This is a genomic window from Erwinia sp. TECH1, from assembly GCF_054057575.1.
The window spans coordinates 3134067-3151302 of the sequence record NZ_JBSRZK010000001.1; the positions used below are offsets into that span (position 1 = coordinate 3134067).

At 56.4% G+C, this 17236-nt stretch carries 12 protein-coding genes; 4 read left to right on the forward strand and 8 right to left on the reverse strand.

The window, feature by feature from the left end; genetic code table 11:
• Window positions 1–25: 25 nt before the first annotated feature.
• From wzc to wbaP, 4 genes are all read right to left on the reverse strand, one after another.
• Window positions 26–2194, reverse strand: coding sequence for a tyrosine-protein kinase Wzc (gene wzc / locus ACVWZ0_RS14795; RefSeq protein WP_253460062.1), 2169 nt, complete (start codon window positions 2192–2194; stop codon window positions 26–28).
• A gap of 12 nt (window positions 2195–2206) precedes the next feature.
• Window positions 2207–2641 carry an arsenate reductase/protein-tyrosine-phosphatase family protein gene (locus tag ACVWZ0_RS14800; protein ID WP_253460058.1) on the reverse strand — a complete coding sequence of 145 codons (435 nt, stop codon included), beginning with the start codon at window positions 2639–2641 and terminating at the stop codon, window positions 2207–2209.
• Between the two features lie 12 nt (window positions 2642–2653).
• Window positions 2654–3787: a polysaccharide export protein gene (locus tag ACVWZ0_RS14805; RefSeq protein ID WP_199746380.1), complete on the reverse strand. Its 1134-nt coding sequence runs from the start codon at window positions 3785–3787 to the stop codon at window positions 2654–2656.
• A 259-nt stretch (window positions 3788–4046) separates the two neighbouring features.
• Entirely contained in the window at window positions 4047–5480 is a 1434-nt protein-coding gene (gene wbaP / locus ACVWZ0_RS14810; protein ID WP_253460055.1) for an undecaprenyl-phosphate galactose phosphotransferase WbaP, read from the reverse strand.
• A 788-nt stretch (window positions 5481–6268) separates the two neighbouring features.
• Between wbaP and ACVWZ0_RS14815 the strand changes: the two genes are divergently transcribed.
• Window positions 6269–7840, forward strand: coding sequence for a TerC family protein (locus ACVWZ0_RS14815; RefSeq protein ID WP_253460052.1), 1572 nt, complete (start codon window positions 6269–6271; stop codon window positions 7838–7840).
• A gap of 43 nt (window positions 7841–7883) precedes the next feature.
• On the opposite strand, the gene asmA is transcribed toward ACVWZ0_RS14815, so the two are convergent.
• From asmA to udk, 3 genes are all read right to left on the reverse strand, one after another.
• Window positions 7884–9716, reverse strand: a complete 1833-nt coding sequence (gene asmA / locus ACVWZ0_RS14820; RefSeq protein ID WP_253460049.1) for an outer membrane assembly protein AsmA — start codon at window positions 9714–9716, stop codon at window positions 7884–7886.
• Window positions 9717–9780: 64 nt separating this feature from the next.
• A complete protein-coding gene (dcd, locus tag ACVWZ0_RS14825) occupies window positions 9781–10374 on the reverse strand; it encodes a dCTP deaminase (protein ID WP_253461273.1) in 594 nt (197 codons plus the stop codon).
• Window positions 10375–10472: 98 nt separating this feature from the next.
• Window positions 10473–11114: a uridine kinase gene (gene udk / locus ACVWZ0_RS14830; protein ID WP_125288134.1), complete on the reverse strand. Its 642-nt coding sequence runs from the start codon at window positions 11112–11114 to the stop codon at window positions 10473–10475.
• Window positions 11115–11355: 241 nt separating this feature from the next.
• Between udk and ACVWZ0_RS14835 the strand changes: the two genes are divergently transcribed.
• From ACVWZ0_RS14835 to yegD, 3 genes are all read left to right on the forward strand, one after another.
• A complete protein-coding gene (locus ACVWZ0_RS14835) occupies window positions 11356–11985 on the forward strand; it encodes a phosphatase PAP2 family protein (RefSeq protein WP_253460046.1) in 630 nt (209 codons plus the stop codon).
• Between the two features lie 146 nt (window positions 11986–12131).
• Window positions 12132–14789, forward strand: a complete 2658-nt coding sequence (locus ACVWZ0_RS14840) for a diguanylate cyclase (protein ID WP_253460043.1) — start codon at window positions 12132–12134, stop codon at window positions 14787–14789.
• A 120-nt stretch (window positions 14790–14909) separates the two neighbouring features.
• Window positions 14910–16262 carry a molecular chaperone gene (gene yegD / locus ACVWZ0_RS14845; protein WP_253460040.1) on the forward strand — a complete coding sequence of 451 codons (1353 nt, stop codon included), beginning with the start codon at window positions 14910–14912 and terminating at the stop codon, window positions 16260–16262.
• On the opposite strand, the gene ACVWZ0_RS14850 is transcribed toward yegD, so the two are convergent.
• Window positions 16263–17222, reverse strand: a complete 960-nt coding sequence (locus ACVWZ0_RS14850) for an aldo/keto reductase (RefSeq protein ID WP_253460037.1) — start codon at window positions 17220–17222, stop codon at window positions 16263–16265.
• Window positions 17223–17236 lie beyond the last annotated feature (14 nt).

Here is a 17236-nt window from a genome sequence, read left to right on the forward strand (position 1 = left end):
GCCTTGCGGCGGATCCTTTTAAGCATTAGCTTTTTGCATTGCCTTTGTAGCTGTAATCGTAATAGTCGTAGCCGTAGCCGTACGCATTGGCGGCTTTCCGCACGACGGCGTTAAGAATGACGCCTTTAATATCGATACCGTTTTGCGCAAAGCGCTTGTAGCTGAACTCTACTTCTTTCAGCGTGTTGGTTTCAAAGCGCGCTACCATCAGCGCGGTGCCTGCCAGCTTGCCGATAATAGTTGCATCGGTCACGGCCAGCACCGGCGGCGTATCGATCAGTACCAGATCGTAATTTTTGCTCGCCCACTCCAGCAGCTCGTTCATGCGGCTGTGCATCAACAGCTCGGAAGGGTTTGGCGGCACCTGTCCGCGCGGAATAAAGTCAAAGCCGTATTCACCGTGCTGGATCAGATCCTGCGTGAAGGCGGTTTTGCCCGACAGGATGGTGGACAGTCCGGACTTATTGGCCGCGCCCAGCAGCTCGTGCGTATAGCCACGGCGCATATCGCCATCGATAAACAGCACTTTCTGCCCCGCCTGTGCAACCAGCGCCGCCAGGTTGGCGCTGATAAAGGTTTTACCAATGCCAGGGCTGGCGCCGGTGATCATCAGCACGTTGTTACGGGCTTCCATCATCGCGAAGTGCAGGCTGGTACGCAGGCTACGGATCGCTTCGATAGAGAGGTCGGTCGGGTTGCCCAACGCCAGCAGGCTGTTGTGCGGATCGACCTTCACGCCGCGCTTGTTCAGCGCCTCGACGTCTTTCTTACGCTGCCATTCGGAAAGCGGCACGCTGGCATAAACGTTCATACCGGCTTCTTCCAGCTGGTCCGGCGCGGTGATGCCGTGGTGGAACAGCGCTTTCAGCAGGATGATGCCCACGGAGATCACCAGGCCTGCAATCAGGCTGGCCAGCATAATCAGCATTTTCTTCGGCGCAACCGGCTTGGATGCGGTTTCCGCATGGTCGATGATGCGCACGTCGCCAACCGTACTGGCTTTGCTGATGCTCAGCTCCTGCTGACGGTTAAGCAGCTGCATGTAGATTTCCTGACCGGCCTGCACGTCGCGGGTCAGACGTAAAATTTCCTGCTGGGTCTGCGGCATCTGACCGATTTTCTGGTTCAGTTTTTTCTGCTCGTCTTCCAGCGTTTTACGTTTTTCCAGCAATGCGCGATAGGTCGGGTGATCCTTGGTGAACAGCTGGGAAACTTCCGCTTCACGGAAGGTCAGCTCGTTTAGCTGGCTCTGTACGCTAACAGAGGAGTCCAGCGCCGATTTGGCTTCCAGCGACATATCCACCGAATCGTTATTACGACGATAGGTGTTAAGCTTGTCTTCCGCTTCGTCCAGCTTGCTGCGCACCTGCGGCAGCTGATGCTGCAGGAACTCCAGGCTCTTCTGCGCTTCGGCGGATTTACGCTCCACGTTCTGCATCAGGTAGTTGCTCATCACCCGATCCAGCACCTGGCTAATCAGCTCCGGATCTTCACCGGTATAGGTCAGACCCATCACGCCGGTATCTTTGCCTTTGTCGGCCACGGCAAGGTTGTTAGTGACCATGCCGATCGCCGCCAGCGTGGACAGCTTAGAGACGGTAAAAGTGGTGCCCGGTTCAGCGTCAATGCCGCTAACCAGCATCGACACGCCATGCTGCTGCTGGAACTGGCCGATTTTACCTTTGAACAGATCGTCGCCGTCTTTCGAAACGGTGTAGCTGTCGGCGCCGGTGATCTCAACCTTTACGCTGGCATCTTTCCAGCTTTTCGGCATCTCAAGACGGGATACCGCGATTTTGGCCGGCTTTTCGCCCAGCAGGCGGGCAAAGCCTTTGCCCACTACGGGGAAGTGATTTTGCTCAACCTGAATATTCAGGCCCAAATCGTCTACCGTTTTGCCAATCACCATACGAGACTGGATGATCTGGATTTCCGTGGCGGAAGCGGGTTCCACCGGCGCCTCGGTCAGATCGGTCAGCACGGTGTTAGGGCTTTTCTGCTCTACCTGTACCAGCGCGTCCGCACTGTAGATAGGCGTGGCGAACAGCGAATAGAGCGTGCCGAGCAGCAGGAAGAAGGCCGTAACGGCCACGATAATCCAGCGATGATCAACCAGCTGTCCGACAAGGTGCGCTAAATCCCACCCGCCAGCTTCCTCTTTCGACGCGGTCGGCGCCTTACTTTTTATATTCATCGAGTATCCCAACTATCGGCTTAATGCGGTGACCCATTTCTGGGCAGCTTTTTCGAGTAATCCGTACACGGCTTCAAAGGCATCGCGGCTTTTCTTATAGGGATCCGCTATTTCCTGCTGGTTGAGCCAGTGGCCAAATAACATGGTCTTGCCACGTACGGAGGGGTTAATGCGGTTGACCAGATCGACATGCCTTTTTTCCATCACCAGGATGAGATCGTAATCCCGGCACATGCCGGAGGTCAGCTGCCGTGCCTGATGGCCCGCCAGCGAAACCCCATGTTCGCTGGCGACGCTGCTGGCGGTTTCGTCGGCCGGATGGTCGACCAGCGCGCTCAGCCCCGCCGAGGCGATCTTTTTATCCGGTAGCGCCTGTTTCAGCAGCCGCTCCCCCGTAGGAGAGCGGCAGATATTGCCGACGCAGACCACTAAGATTGAATTAATCATCATGCCCCGCCGTTACCATCTGTGAATGATCTGTGCGTTTTCGCTCGCGTTATAGATACCGGTGATAGTTGGGGTCAGCTGCGAAATAACACGGTTCCAACGCGTCAGCGGCGTTGAGGTGACATAAACGATGTCATACGGTTCCAGCTGGAATTCGGAGCCCATCACCATCGCCGACGCATCCTTCAGGTTCAGCTGATAGATGTTGGCGATCTTGGTGCGGTTTTTCCCTTTGATTGGACGGATAACAAATACGCCCGTCGCGTCAGAGGCGGTCTGATCCATCCCCTGGGCGCTGCCCAACGCTTCAGAAAGCGTCATGCCGCTGCGATCCATTTTCAGCGTGGTCTGCTGTCTGACTTCGCCCATCACAAAGACTTTCAGATCGTCGTTGCGCGGCACAAACAGGATATCGCCCGGATAAAGCAGATGGTTCTGCGACAGATCGCCGTTTTGCATCAGCGCCTGCAGAGAAACCGGCACTTCGCTGCCGTTGTGGGTCAGCACCACGTTGCGCCAGTCGGCATTGGCGGTCAGGCCGCCTGCGGCGTTGATCGCATCCAGAATAGTCAGCGGCACGTTGGTAATCGGCTGCTGGCCAGACGTGGTCACTTCTCCCGTCACGTACGCTTTCTGCGACTTGAACGAGGCGACGCTGACGTCAACCTGCGGGCTTTCGATATACTGCGCCAGGCGGCCGGCGACTTCGGTACGCACTTCCTGCACGGTACGACCGGCTACGCGAACGCGGCCGATATAAGGGTAAAAGATGGTGCCGTCTGAGTGAACCCAGTTACCGGTGTCGCTGGCGCTGCGGTACTGGCCCGCTGGCGTGGTCAGCTCCGGGTGGTCCCAGACGATAACGGTCAGCACATCGCCGACGCCGATACGATACTCATAGTTTTGCAGTTCATTTTGCAGCTGAACGTTCTGTCGCGCCACAACGGGCGCCGGACGCATACGGTCAACCAGGCTTGGGGTCATCGGGAAGACATTAACGTATTTATCAATGTCAAAATCGTTGTCCTGCTGCTTAATTACGTCTTTTCCGCTGGTGGAAAGCTTTGAACCCGGAACTACCGTACATCCGGAAAGGAGGGTAGCCGATATCAACAAGGGCAGTAACTTCGTTTTGATTGTAATCATCTGTTTCATCGCTATCAGTAATTTGATTGATAGTGGCGGATCCGCCGCTGTGTAGCGTCTTGCAAAAGTAAAGATAAGCGTTTCAATCGCTATAACTGTCAGTCATTATCGTCCGATCCCTATCCTTTTTTAATGCCTTGCCGACTCGCTGTGAACCGACGCTTAACAAAGAAAGTGGTGAGCGCGTAAGTCCATGACGGTTACAGTCAAACTACGCTATAACAGCGACGCGCTCCGAAGAGCGCGTCGAAAGCTCAAATTAATAGGCGCCGTCGCGCTTAAGCACCACCCCGATGGTTTTGAACAGGATGGCGATATCGTTCCACAATGACCAGTTTTTTACGTACCAGGAGTCAAAATAAACGCGGGTTTCATAATCGACATCGTTACGTCCGCTTACCTGCCACAGGCCGGTCATACCAGGCTTAGCCATAAAGTAGTAGTCAACGTCGCCCGCATAGCGCTCCAGCTCGTCTTCAATCACCGGACGCGGGCCGACCAGGCTCATCTCGCCGCGAACCACGTTCCACAGCTGCGGCAGCTCATCAAGGCTGGTTTTACGAATAAAGTGACCGATGCGGGTGATGCGGGGATCGTTCTTCAGCTTAAAGTCTTTATCCCATTCCGCACGCGCTACAGGATCGGTGCGTAGCACTTCTTCCAGTACCTCTTTGGAATTCACCACCATTGAACGGAACTTAAGGCATTTAAATTTGCGTCCGTTGCGCCCTACTCGCTCATGCCCATAAATAGGATTGCCGCCGTCGCGAGCGACCATAAAGATCAGGAAGGCCAGCGCAGGCATCAGCATGGTGATAATACTTAAGGCACCGACAATATCGAAGGTACGCTTAAGGAAACGCGAGGTGCGCTTCGCCAAATTATTGCTGACGCGCAGGATCATAACTTCATGGCTGAAGATATAAGCCATATCAGTACCGTATAGCGGTACGCCACGCAGTGAAGGAATAACGGAAACGGAACGGCAATTATGTTTCGCCAGATTTTTCAGCCAGAGATCACGATACTGACTCTGTTCATATTCTACGGCGACAATAAATTGCGTTTCGCTGTTGACCAGCTGCCAGAGCGAGGTTTCATCGCGAATGACCGGAATGCCGAACAGCGCAGGCGCGGGCGTAGTGCCATCCACATCGTAGAAAGCCACCACGTCAAAGCCCATTACCTCTTCGCTTTGCAGCGCCAGATAGGCTTCTTCCGCATTTTTACCGCTGCCGATAATAATGGACTGCTTTTTCCACAGGCCGTTACGGTTCAGCACACGCTTAACGATGGCGCGGCCGACAGGAATAAGGATCAGCGCCAGCAGCCAGGTAATAATCCACACCCAGCGGGACATTTCCCATTTTGACAATGCCGTAATCGACAGGTCAATAACGGAGAAGATCAGCACGCTGCGGAAGACTTCTTTTAATTCAAACCAGAACGGTTTGCGATAGGTATAGTGGCGCAGGCGAACCCAGAACCAGCCGATACAAATCACAGAGAGAATGATGTGTGTGCTTATTTTTAATTGCAGATCCTGCTCTGACATATTTTCCAACAAACTGTTTGGAAAAGTTTTCATCAGCAGAACAGCAATAAATAAGGAGGCGTTAAAGAAAATAAGATCTGAAAGTGCCAGTGATATTTTTATTAACAGTCCTTTAAATGTAAATTCTATATCGCGCATAGTTAACTCTTATTTTTTCTTCAAAAGCCTGTGATTTAATAATTCCCACCGCTAAGGATTGCGTATCTTATCGACACGCTCTTTATTACACAGGAGACGTATTCAGAAATTGTGTAAAAGCTCATGGTAACTGGCAGTACAATCAGAGAATGACATGTAAAATCAACAACTGCGGTGATTTTATCGCCAAAAGGCGTGGTCTTTTCACCGCTTCGGACACGCTACCGCCCCTGGCTTGTAGCTGCCAATGCGCTGTATTTTGTCCTGAAGTGTTGGTTTTATCCTGCCATCTAAAGGCACTAACTGGCGCGTCTACATAAAGCCGAACATAAAAAAGAACGTTAAGACGCGACCGTGCTAATTGCTACATTAACGCAGCCATTTACTAACACATTGCTATACTAGTTATTACTGGCCTGTTTACAAGAGCCTGCCGCTACCCATGCGCGCTTTTAGGATTAAGACTACCTTCAGCGCCATGCTAAACCATACCTTTCATCTTTATCCTCACGATAAATTCAGATTAGCTTTACTGTCACAGTCAGAATATTCCTGTCTGACTTTACTTCATTGCTTAAGTATCCCTTATTTCAACAGGCAGACCTATGCGAATATTCCTGAAAACCTTTTAATCAGATGCCAAATTTTGCGCGGGCAATTCCAGGAATGAGTGGCGATTTATTCGGCTGTTTATCGACCTTGCGGCGACTTTCAGGGGATTATTTGTTGAATCAGGCGGCGTTCACTATCATCATGGCATTTCCTTAATCTGTATGAGTGAACTTCTGATGTTTGAATGGATCGTCGATCCGTCAATCTGGGCTGGCCTTGTCACCCTGATCGTGCTGGAACTGGTGCTGGGCATTGATAATCTTGTCTTCATCGCTATCCTGGCGGAAAAGCTGCCGCCCGCGCAGCGTGACCGCGCCCGCGTCACGGGCCTGATGCTGGCGCTGATTATGCGTCTGCTGCTGCTGGCCTCTATCTCCTGGCTTTCTTCACTGACCTCTGCCCTCTTCTCGGTCGGCGGACACGCCTTCAGCGCGCGCGATTTAATCATGCTGCTGGGCGGCGTTTTTCTGCTGTTTAAAGCGACAGTGGAGCTGAACGAACGGCTGGAAGGCAAAGATGAGGATGAAAATCCACAAAAGCGTGGGGCTAAATTCTGGCCAGTGGTAGCGCAAATTGTGGTGCTGGACGCCGTCTTTTCCCTGGATTCCGTGATCACGGCCGTAGGGATGGTGGACCATCTGGCCGTGATGATGGCGGCCGTTATTATCGCAATTTGCTTAATGTTGCTGGCCAGCAAGCCGCTGACGCGTTTCGTTAATCAACACCCGACGATCGTTATCCTCTGCCTGAGCTTCCTGCTGATGATTGGTTTCAGCCTGGTGGCGGACGGCTTTGGCTATCATATTCCTAAAGGCTACCTTTACGCCGCTATCGGTTTCTCGGTGATTATCGAAGCGCTGAATCAGCTGGCGCATTTCAACCGTCGCCGCTTCCTCTCTTCCAAGGCGCCCCTGCGTAAACGTACCGCCGAAGCCGTGCTGCGCCTGCTGCGCGGCAGCCACGAGCAGGCGGAGCTGGATGCGGAAACCTCTTCGCTGGTTGCCGACAGCAGCAGCCAGGCGATATTTAACAAGCAGGAGCGCATGATGATTGCGCGCGTGCTTGGCATGGGGCAGCGCACGGTCAGCAGCATTATGACCTCCCGTCAGGATATCGCTTCTGTGGATCTCAGCGAGTCGCCGGCAGAAATTATGGCGATGCTTGACCAGAACCAGCATACGCGGCTGGTGGTCACGGAAAACAGCGAGGATCCGCTCGGCGTGGTGCACGTTATTGACCTGCTGAAGCAGGCGCTGCACGGCGACAGTCTGGATATCCGCGCGCTGATCCGTCAGCCGCTGGTGTTCCCCGAGCAGCTGTCGCTGTTGCCGGCGCTGGAGCAGTTTCGCAATGCGCGCACGCATTTTGCCTTTGTGGTGGATGAGTTTGGGTCGGTAGAGGGCGTGGTCACGCTCAGCGACGTGATGGAAACCATCGCGGGCAACCTGCCTAACGAAGGCGAAGCTATCGATCCCCGCTACGATATCCAGCAAAACGCAGACGGCAGCTGGACGGCCAACGGGCATATGCCGCTGGACGACCTGATTATGTACGTGCCGCTGCCGCTGGATGAAAAAAGGGAGTATCACACGCTGGCGGGACTGCTGATGGAGCATATGCAGCGGGTGCCGCAGGAAGGCGAAGAGATCCAGATTAACGACTGCCTGTTCCGCACGCTTAAAGTGGAAAGCCACCGCGTGCAGAAAGTCCAAATTATCCCTCTGGTGACGGAAGAAGAAGACTGGTAACACCGGCGCTGATAAAGCGATGCTGCTTTATCAGCGCTGCCCATCAAAGGTCGTTAATCAGTTTCTGTACCGAACTGCTTTTGCCGCTTTGCGGATTATTCTCCGACCACGCTTTCAGACGCTTCTTCGCTTCATCCTGTAGCTGCTGGCGCAGTACCTGATCGATTTGCAGCGAATAGTTCAGGCCATCCCACGGGCCGTAGATCCTTAACGGCACCGGCGTCTGCTGAAGCCGTCCAATCAGCTCGCTGTCGCCCTGCCAGCCCTCGGTGACCGTTACGCCAAAGTTCATATCCGCCTGTTTGTCTGCCATATTCACCGTGCCCTTGCCGCTATAGTTAAGCATGGAGGCGCGTCCGTGCAGGTCGACGAAAGCCAGCAGCCCTTTTTGCAGCGACATCTTACCCGTGATTTGCTGGAAGTCGTTCTCCGGCCCGGCGGCGGCGTGAACGCGGCTGCTGCTACGCTCTACGGCGCGCTGGATCATACGCTGAAAGTTCAGTCCGGAGAGCAGCGCGTTGTTCAGGCTGATTTCGGCACTGCCCTGCCAGGCATGTTTAAAGGCGGGCACGCTCAGGCCCGCGCCGCTGAAGCTGCCGTTCAGCGTCAGATCGCCGCTCAGCGAAGCCGGCAGCTCAAACGCTTTAAGCAGCGGCGCCACGGCGATATTCTGCAAGGAAGGCGTCAGCGCGATCTGCGTCTGTGCATGGCGGAAATCAAGGCTGCCCGGCAGGGAAAACTGCCCATTGCCCGTTTTGCCGGTCAGCGTCGCCAGCGTCACCAGGCCATTACTGCTGTTGCCCTGTAGCGTCACCCCGTCAAACGTCATACCGCGCCAGTTAAGCTTATCTGCCGACAGCGCCAGCTGTCCGTCCATCTGGTTAAACGGCGAGCTGGCGTTATCCTGCACGGGTTGAGCAATAACGGGCGCAGGGCCGCCGCGCTGAGTCTGGATATTTTGGCCTTCGCTGTTGACCTCGGTTTCCAGCCCCAACAGGGGATCCAGATTCAGCACGGAGGCATGCAGATCCAGCGAGATTTGCGGGCGGTCGCCCAGCGTCCCGCTGGCGCTGCCGTTGAGCTGGCTGTCGTTAAGGCTTAGCGCCAGATTTTTCAGGCTGAAAGCATCGCTGTCGCGCCACTCCGCCTGCAGGGTCGCCTGCCCTTTGACGCCTTCACGCGGCAGATCGGCCCCGCTCAGCTGGTAGTCCAGCTGGTTTACCGTGGCTGCAAGATGCTGTGGATAGTGGCTGAGATCCACATCCGCATTCAGATTCACCAACAGCTCACGCTGGTCACGGCTGACGCGGCTGCCAAATTCAATATGGGCATGGCGCTGCGCGTTCTGCGACAGCTGCAGGTTCAGATCGCGAACGTTAAGCTGCTCGCCGCTGTTCTGTTGCCATATCAGCAGGCTGTCGGCAACCTGCAAATTATCGATATCAAAGGTCCAGCGCTGAGTCAGCGGCGGCGGCGGTGCGGTATCCGCCGGGCCCTGCGGCGCATTGGCCGGACGCTGCGCCGCGCTGTCGGGCGTCAGGCGGATCACTGCCCCTTTCAGCAGAACCTGTTTAACCGCCAGCTGATGAGAAAGCAAAGGAAGGAGCTTGACGTCAAGCCGCATATTGCTGGCGCTGACGAAGGGCTGCTGCGCGCCGGGCGCGGTCAGGGTCATCGGGCCGGAGAGAATGCTGAGCTGCGGCCAGACGTGCCAGCGCAAATCGCCGTTCAGCGCCAGCTGATAGCCGCTGCGCTGTTCGACCTGTCTGGCCATATAGGCGCGAAAATCATTGGGATTGACCAGCAAAACCAGCGCCGTCATGCCGGCCACGATAACCACCAGCAAAATGGCCAACGTGGTGATAAACCTTTTCATGCCTTCCCCTTATAGCTTCCACTTCCTGACGCATGCCGCCGGCTCAGGCCCTGCCCCGCCGCCGCTATACGTCGTCCTGATCTTTATCGATACGGCTGGCGTCCGCGCCCTGTTGCCCTTTGTATTTGGCATCCTGACGGCGGTTATAAGGACGAGCCGCCGGCCCGGAAAGCGGTTCAAAGCTCAGCGCGCCAATCAGCATCCCCGGCCGTAACGCCAGCGGCAGCTTACCAGAATTATAGAACTCCAGCACGATACGTCCCTGCCAGCCTGGATCGATACGGTGGGCGGTAACGTGCACCATCAGTCCCAGCCGGGCCAGCGATGAACGCCCGTCCAGCCAGCCGACCAGGTTATCAGGAAGGGTCACGGATTCAAACGTCACCGCCAGGGCCAGTTCGCCAGGGTGTAAAAAGAACGCTTCGCCTTCCGGCAGCACGATTTCGTCGCTCATCACGCGGTCAAGCGCCGCGCTGACCTCGTCTTTCGGGCCGCTGAGATCGATAAAGGCAGCGGTGTGGCCGCGGAAAGTGCGGAACTGATTGCCGAGGCGGACGTCAACGGTAGCGCCGTTAATACGCTCTACCGGCGGACGCGGAGAGATATCAAGCTGGCCGCTGTCGAGCCAGGCTTCTATATCACGGTCGCATAAACGCATGGACAGATACTCCCAAATTAATAACAGGCTGAGCGGCGGGAGCATGAGCGCTCCCTGCGCGGGCTACCCGGCTGGCCCTTTCGGCCGCCGGGGCAGGTTTACTCGAAGAACTGATTGATCTTCGCCTTCAGGATATCGATCGCGATGCGGTTTTTACCGCCGCGAGGCACGATAATGTCAGCGTACTGTTTGGAAGGTTCGATAAACTGCAGGAACATCGGACGCACGGTTTTCTGATACTGCGCCATCACGGAGTCCATTGAGCGGCCTCGTTCGTTGACGTCGCGCTTCATGCGGCGCATCAGGCAGATATCCAGCGGCGTATCCACGAAGATCGAAAAGTTCATTTCGGCGCGCAGCCGCGCGTCCGTCAGCAGCAGGATCCCTTCCAGAATAATGACTTTCTTCGGTTTCAGCTCAATAGTCTGCGCGGTACGGGTATGTTCTACATAGCTGTAAACCGGCAGATCGATCGCTTCCCCTGCTTTCAGCATCTGCAAATGTTGCAGCAGCAGGTTGTGATCCATGGCGCTGGGGTGGTCATAGTTTGTTTTAACCCGTTCATCCATGGTCAGATGGCTTTGGTCTTTGTAATAAGCATCCTCAGGGATAACACCAATATTTTCATCGCCGACCCGATCGCGAACTTCACGATAGAGCGTACTGGCGATAAGACTTTTTCCCGAGGCAGATGCGCCGGCGATACCTACGATGACGCACTGATGCGACTTGTCAGTCATAAATTAAAGACCTGATTTGTGTCTGAGACAGATGGAGAGGATGAATTCGCGCGTAATTATAGGGATTTCGGGGTGTTGATGCCAGAAAAAACCGGCGGAAGGCTTTTAAGACTTTCCCGTTATACCTCTGCTGCCCCTCTCGCTAAACTGTTGGCTGTCAGATTCACAATGTCGGCCCGGCCGTTGCAGGCACCCTGTTGCAACAGCGTAGCGGGTTATCACAGCATAATAAGGAAACACCGTGTACTGGCGTACATTGCATTTTTTGACCTATTTTGGCGACAGCATGTTGCTTATCCCTACCGCTATCGTGATGGCCGGGCTGATTAGCTGGAAAAACAGCGATCGGCGCGCGGCCTGGTATTGGGCGCTGGCGTTCTGCACCGCCGGTGCCGTGGTGAGCCTCTCTAAAGTGGCTTTTATGGGCTTTGGCCTTGGCAGCGCGCACCTGAACTTTACCGGCTTCAGCGGCCACACCGCCATGTCGGCAACGCTGTGGCCGGTGATGCTGTGGCTGCTCAGCGGACGCCTGTCGGACAAGGGCCGCCTGTTTGCCGTTGGTATCGGCTACCTGATCCCCATCCTGGTCGGCGTCTCGCGGCTGCTGCTTAGCTACCACTCCACCAGCGAAGTGATTACCGGTCTGATCCTGGGCTTTACCCTGAGCACGGCTTTCCTGGTCAGCCAGCGGCGCGCCAGAGTACAGGGCTTTTCCACGCTGCAGCTTTGCATTGCGCTCCTGCTGCCTCTGCTGCTGCTGAGCCACGGTCGTCTTGCCACCACGCAACAGTTTTTACAGCGTCTTTCCGTGCAGATTGCCGGCATTGACCATCCCTGGACACGTGACGATTTGCTGAAGCTTCGGCAGTAATTCCCGTCCACCAGCGGCGCGCGGCGGTCAATCGCCCGAATAAAGCGATCTTTTGAATTAGCGCAGGCATTCAAAAACGAATGTGTTAGCATGCCTTAAGTTACCTGGTTCGAGCTGACCGTTCCCCGTTGCCTCGCTGGATTTTTATGACGACTGATACGTTTTCCCCCGCTGACCGCTCCTCTCTCCCCTGGCTCAGGGGAGCGATGTTTGGCGTGCTTTCCTTTGTCCTGACGCTGTTTTGTCTGGAACTGATTAAAGTCAGCATTCAAATCTCTTCGCTTTGGCTGCCCACCGCCCTGATGACCCTGCTGGTGTTCCACTATCCGCCGCGCAGGCTGCCGGGACTGCTGGGCGGCTGTATGGTCGGCATTATCGCCGCCAACGCGCTGATGGTAGGCACAGCCGTCGTCGTATTGACGTTTCCGCTAATCAATTTACTTCAGGCGCTGCTGGGCGGCGCGCTGTTGCGCAGGCTGCTGGACAGAGAAGCGCCGCTGGATTCGCTGCTCGGCTGGAGCAAGATGGTGGTATCGGTCGGCATCTTTACGCCGCTGCTCGGCGCGCTGCTCGCCTGCTGGTCACTGAACTTTACCGGGCGGGCCAACTTCCACTTTTTTACCACCTGGGCGGTTTCGGAAACTATCGGGATGCTGGCGATCGGCCCGGTTTGCCTGCTATGGCGACCCGAAGAGCTGCGCAAATCCCTTAGCCAGCACGCGCTGGTGGAAACGTTATTGACGCTGATCGTGACGCTGGCGCTGAGCTACTGCGCGTTACGCTATCTGCCGTGGTCTTTTACCTTTGTGATGGTGGTGCTGTTCTACAGCGCCGTACGCCTGCCGCGCCTGTCTGCCTTTATTGTTTTCTTCGCCACGCTGCTGATGATGAGCCTGCTGCTGGCGCTAAACCAGCTGGTGCAATATACCAACGCGGTGACTATCGTGAACAGCGCGCCCTGGCTGCCGTTTTTGCTGGCGATCATTCCCAGCCATATTATGGCGCAGGTGATGCACTCGTTCCGGGAGGAAAAAAAGCATATCTCCCAGAGCGAGGCCAGATTCCGTCATGCCATGGAGTATTCGGTGATCGGCATGGCGCTGGTGTCGCCGGAAGGCCGCTTTCTACAGGTGAATCAATCGCTTTGTCGGCTGCTGGGCTACGCCCAAACCGCGCTGGTTACGATGACCTTTCAGATGCTGACGCACCCTGATGACCTGGCGGTTGATGAAAGCAAGTTTCACGAGCTGCTGGCAGGCGAGATCGAAACCTACAGTCATGAAAAACGCTATCTGCGTAAAGACGGGGGGATTGTTTGGGCGCTGCTGGCAACCTCGCTGGTGCGCGACAGCGAGCAGCGGCCGCTCTACTTTATTTCTCAAATTGAAGATATTTCCGACCTGAAGCAGACCGAAGCCGCCAACCGTCGCCTGATGCAACGTATTACGCTGGCTAATGAGGCGGGCGGCATCGGCGTCTGGGATCTGAGCCTGAAGACCGGCAAAATGAACTGGGACAAGCGCATGTTTCAGCTCTATGGATTGAAGGAAGAAGGCCAGGCGACCTATCTGACGTGGGTTAACAGCCTGCTGCCTGCCGATCGTCAAATGGCTATCGACGCTTTTGATAAGGGCATCAAAGAATCCCTGCCGGTAGATATCGTGTTCCGTATCGCTACGGATGACGGCATCCGCTTTATTCACAGCCAGTCGACGCTGGTTTTTGGCGACGACGGCAACGTTGAAAGAATGCTTGGCATCAATCAGGACGTGACCGCGATGCGTCAGCTGACCGACGCGCTCTACCAGGAAAAAGAGCGAATGCACATTACGCTGGACGCCATCGGCGAGGCGGTGATCAGCACGGATGAAGAGATGCGGGTGACGTTTATGAACCCGGTAGCGGAAGTGATGAGCGGCTGGACGCAGGAAGAGGCGGCAGGAAAACGGCTCAGCGATCTGCTGCGCATCACTCACGGTAGCGACGGCCCGGAAATGGAAAACCTGCTGTTATGCGGGCTGCCGCACAGCAAATCGGTGCCGGAACTGGCCGAAGAGCTGGTGCTGCATACTCGTTCCGGCGACTGTTTTGATATTCACTACAGCATTACGCCGCTGAAAACGCTGGAAGGCGGCTATATCGGCAGCGTGATGGTGATCCAGGACGTCAGCGAATCGCGGGAGATGATGCGGCGGCTGAGCTACGGCGCCTCGCACGATATGCTGACCCGCCTGCCTAACCGCGTCAGCTTCGAACAGCGTCTGAAACAGCTGCTGCACAGCGCCAGCCAGCAGCAGCGTCAACACGCGCTGATCTTTATCGATCTCGATCGCTTTAAGGCGGTCAACGACAGCGCCGGGCATGCCGCCGGCGATGCGCTGCTGCGGGAGATATCGGGCCAGATGAAACAGCATTTGCGCAGCGGCGATTTTCTGGCGCGCCTGGGCGGCGATGAGTTTGGCGTGCTGCTGCCGGACTGCGCGCTTGGTGAGGCTCGCGATATCGCAGAGTGCCTGGTGGTGGCAGTAAATCATTATCCTTTTCTGTGGGAAGGCCAGCTGCACCGCATTGGCGCCAGCGCGGGCATCACCCAGCTCAGCAAGGACAACGCTCACGCCAGCGACGTGATGGCTCAGGCCGATCTGGCCTGCTACAACGCCAAGCACAACGGTCGCGGCCAGTTTTCCATTTATGAAGCAAAGCTGATAGATACGCTTAAACCCGTGCTGTCACAGCGCGAAAACGAACAAATTTTACCGCAGCAGCTCTCTTCTCAAGGCAATAACAGCAGCCCGCTGCGGTAGCCTTTGTTCGCCCTGGCACACAACCAGCGCCGCGCGCGTCAATTAAAGCTTACCCGGCGCTTGCTCTCCTGCCGCCCCTGGGCTAAAGTCGCCCCCTTTTTTTATTAGCGGAGGGAAGGAATGTTTATCGGCTTTGATTACGGGACGGCAAACTGCTCGGTCGCCATCATGAAAGAGGGCGTGCCCGCGCTGCTGCCGCTGGAAAACGGTTCCAGCCTGCTACCCTCAATGCTCTGCGCGCCGACGCGCGATACGGTCAGCGAATGGCTGTTTCGCCATCACCAGGTGCCAACGCCCGAAGCCGAAAATCAGGCGATTTTACGGCGCGCCATCGCGTTCAACCGTGAAGAAGATATCGAAGTCACGCCCGCCAGCGTGCAGTTCGGTCTGGCTTCGCTGGCGCAGTATATGGCCGAGCCGGAAGATACCTGGTTCGTTAAATCGCCAAAATCCTTCCTGGGCGCGAGCGGCCTGAAGCCGCAGCAGGTCGCCTTCTTTGAAGATCTGGTGTGCGCGATGATGCTACATATCCGCCAGCAGGCCGAAGCGCAGACGCAGGAAAGCATTACCCAGGCGGTGATTGGCCGTCCGGTCAACTTCCAGGGGCTGGGCGGCGAAGAAGCCAACCGCCAGGCGCAGGGCATCCTGGCGCGCGCCGCCAGCCGCGCCGGGTTTAAAGAAGTTGAGTTCCAGTTCGAGCCGGTCGCGGCCGGTCTGGAATTTGAAGCGACGCTGAAAAAAGAGACGCGCGTGCTGATTGTGGATATCGGCGGCGGTACCACCGACTGCTCCGTGCTGCTGATGGGCCCGCAATGGCACGACAGGGCCGAGCGACAGGAGAGCCTGCTGGGCCACAGCGGCTGCCGCGTCGGCGGTAACGACCTGGACATAATGCTGGCCTTTAAAGAGCTGATGCCGCTGCTGGGCAGCGGCGGCCAGACGCACAAAGGCATCGCGCTGCCTGCGCTGCCGTGGTGGAACGCTATCGCTATCAACGACGTGCCTGCGCAAAGCGACTTTTACGCCACGGCCAGCCGCAAACAGCTTCAGGATTTGATCCGCGACGCCCGCGAGCCGGAAAAAGTGCAGCGCCTGCTGAAAGTCTGGCAGCAGCGGCTGGGCTATCGCCTGGTGCGCGCGGCGGAAGAGAGCAAGATCGCCCTTTCCGATCGGCCTTCGGCCACCTCGACGCTGGATTTTATTGAGCAGTCGCTGGCGACCGATATCAGCGTGGACGCGCTGAAAAGCGCTATCGCCCAGCCGCTGGAGCGCATTCAGGAACAGGTAAAGCTGGCGCTGGACGGCAGCGGCACCCGACCGGACGTGATCTATCTGACGGGCGGCAGCGCCCGCTCGCCGGTGCTGCGCGAGGCGCTGCAAAAGCAGCTGCCGGACATCCCGCTCGCCAGCGGCGATGACTTCGGTTCCGTCACCGCCGGTCTGGCGCGCTGGGCGCAGGTGCTGTTTCGCTAATTAATAGCGGCTCGCTTCGGTAAGCTTGCGGATCGCTTCCTCGCTAAGCTGAAGACTGGCAGCCTTGCTCAGCTCTTCCAGCTGAGGAAGCGAGGTCACGCTGACAATCGGCGCGGTGATGCCCGGACGGGCAATCTGCCACGCCAGCGCAACCTGCGTTGGCGTGGCCTGGCTCTCTTCCGCCACCTCGTCTAACGCTTTCAGGATGCGCAGGCCGCGATCGTTCAGGTACTTCTCGACCACGCCTTCGCCGCGCTTGCTTTTGTTCGCGTCGGCCTTGCTGCGATATTTGCCGCTTAAAAAGCCGCTGGCCAGCGAATAGTAGTTGATGACGCCCAGGCCATGTTCCCGTGCTACCTGCTCCAGGCCGCTTTCGTAACCCTGGCGGTCATAAAGATTGTATTCCGGCTGTAGCGTTTCATAGCGGGCCAGGCCCTGCTGTTTGCTGATATTCAGCGCTTCCTGCAGCCTTTCCGCACTGTAGTTAGAGGCGCCGATGGCCCGCACCTTGCCTTCTTTAATCAGCGAGTCGAAGGTCGCCAGCGTCTCCTGCAAAGGGGTGTCGCTATCGTCGCGGTGCGCCTGATAGAGATCGATATAGTCGGTTTGCAAACGTTTTAGCGAGGCCTCTACCGCCTGGCGAATATAGGCGGGCGACAGGCCGGTTTTGCCTTCGCCCATCTCCATGCCGACCTTGGTGGCCAGCACGATTTGATTGCGCTTGCCGGTTTTCTTCAGCCAGTCGCCGATGATGGTTTCTGATTCGCCGCCCTCGTTGCCCGGCGCCCAGCGCGAATAGCAGTCGGCGGTATCAATAAAGAAGAGGCCTTTTTCCACCAGCGCGTCCAGCAGAGAAAAAGAAGTTTGCCGATCGACCGTCCAGCCGAAAACGTTGCCGCCAAAAGTCAGCGTGGGAACCTGAATACCGGTACGGCCCAGCTCGCGATGCGTTTGGATCATCTTTATACTCCTGT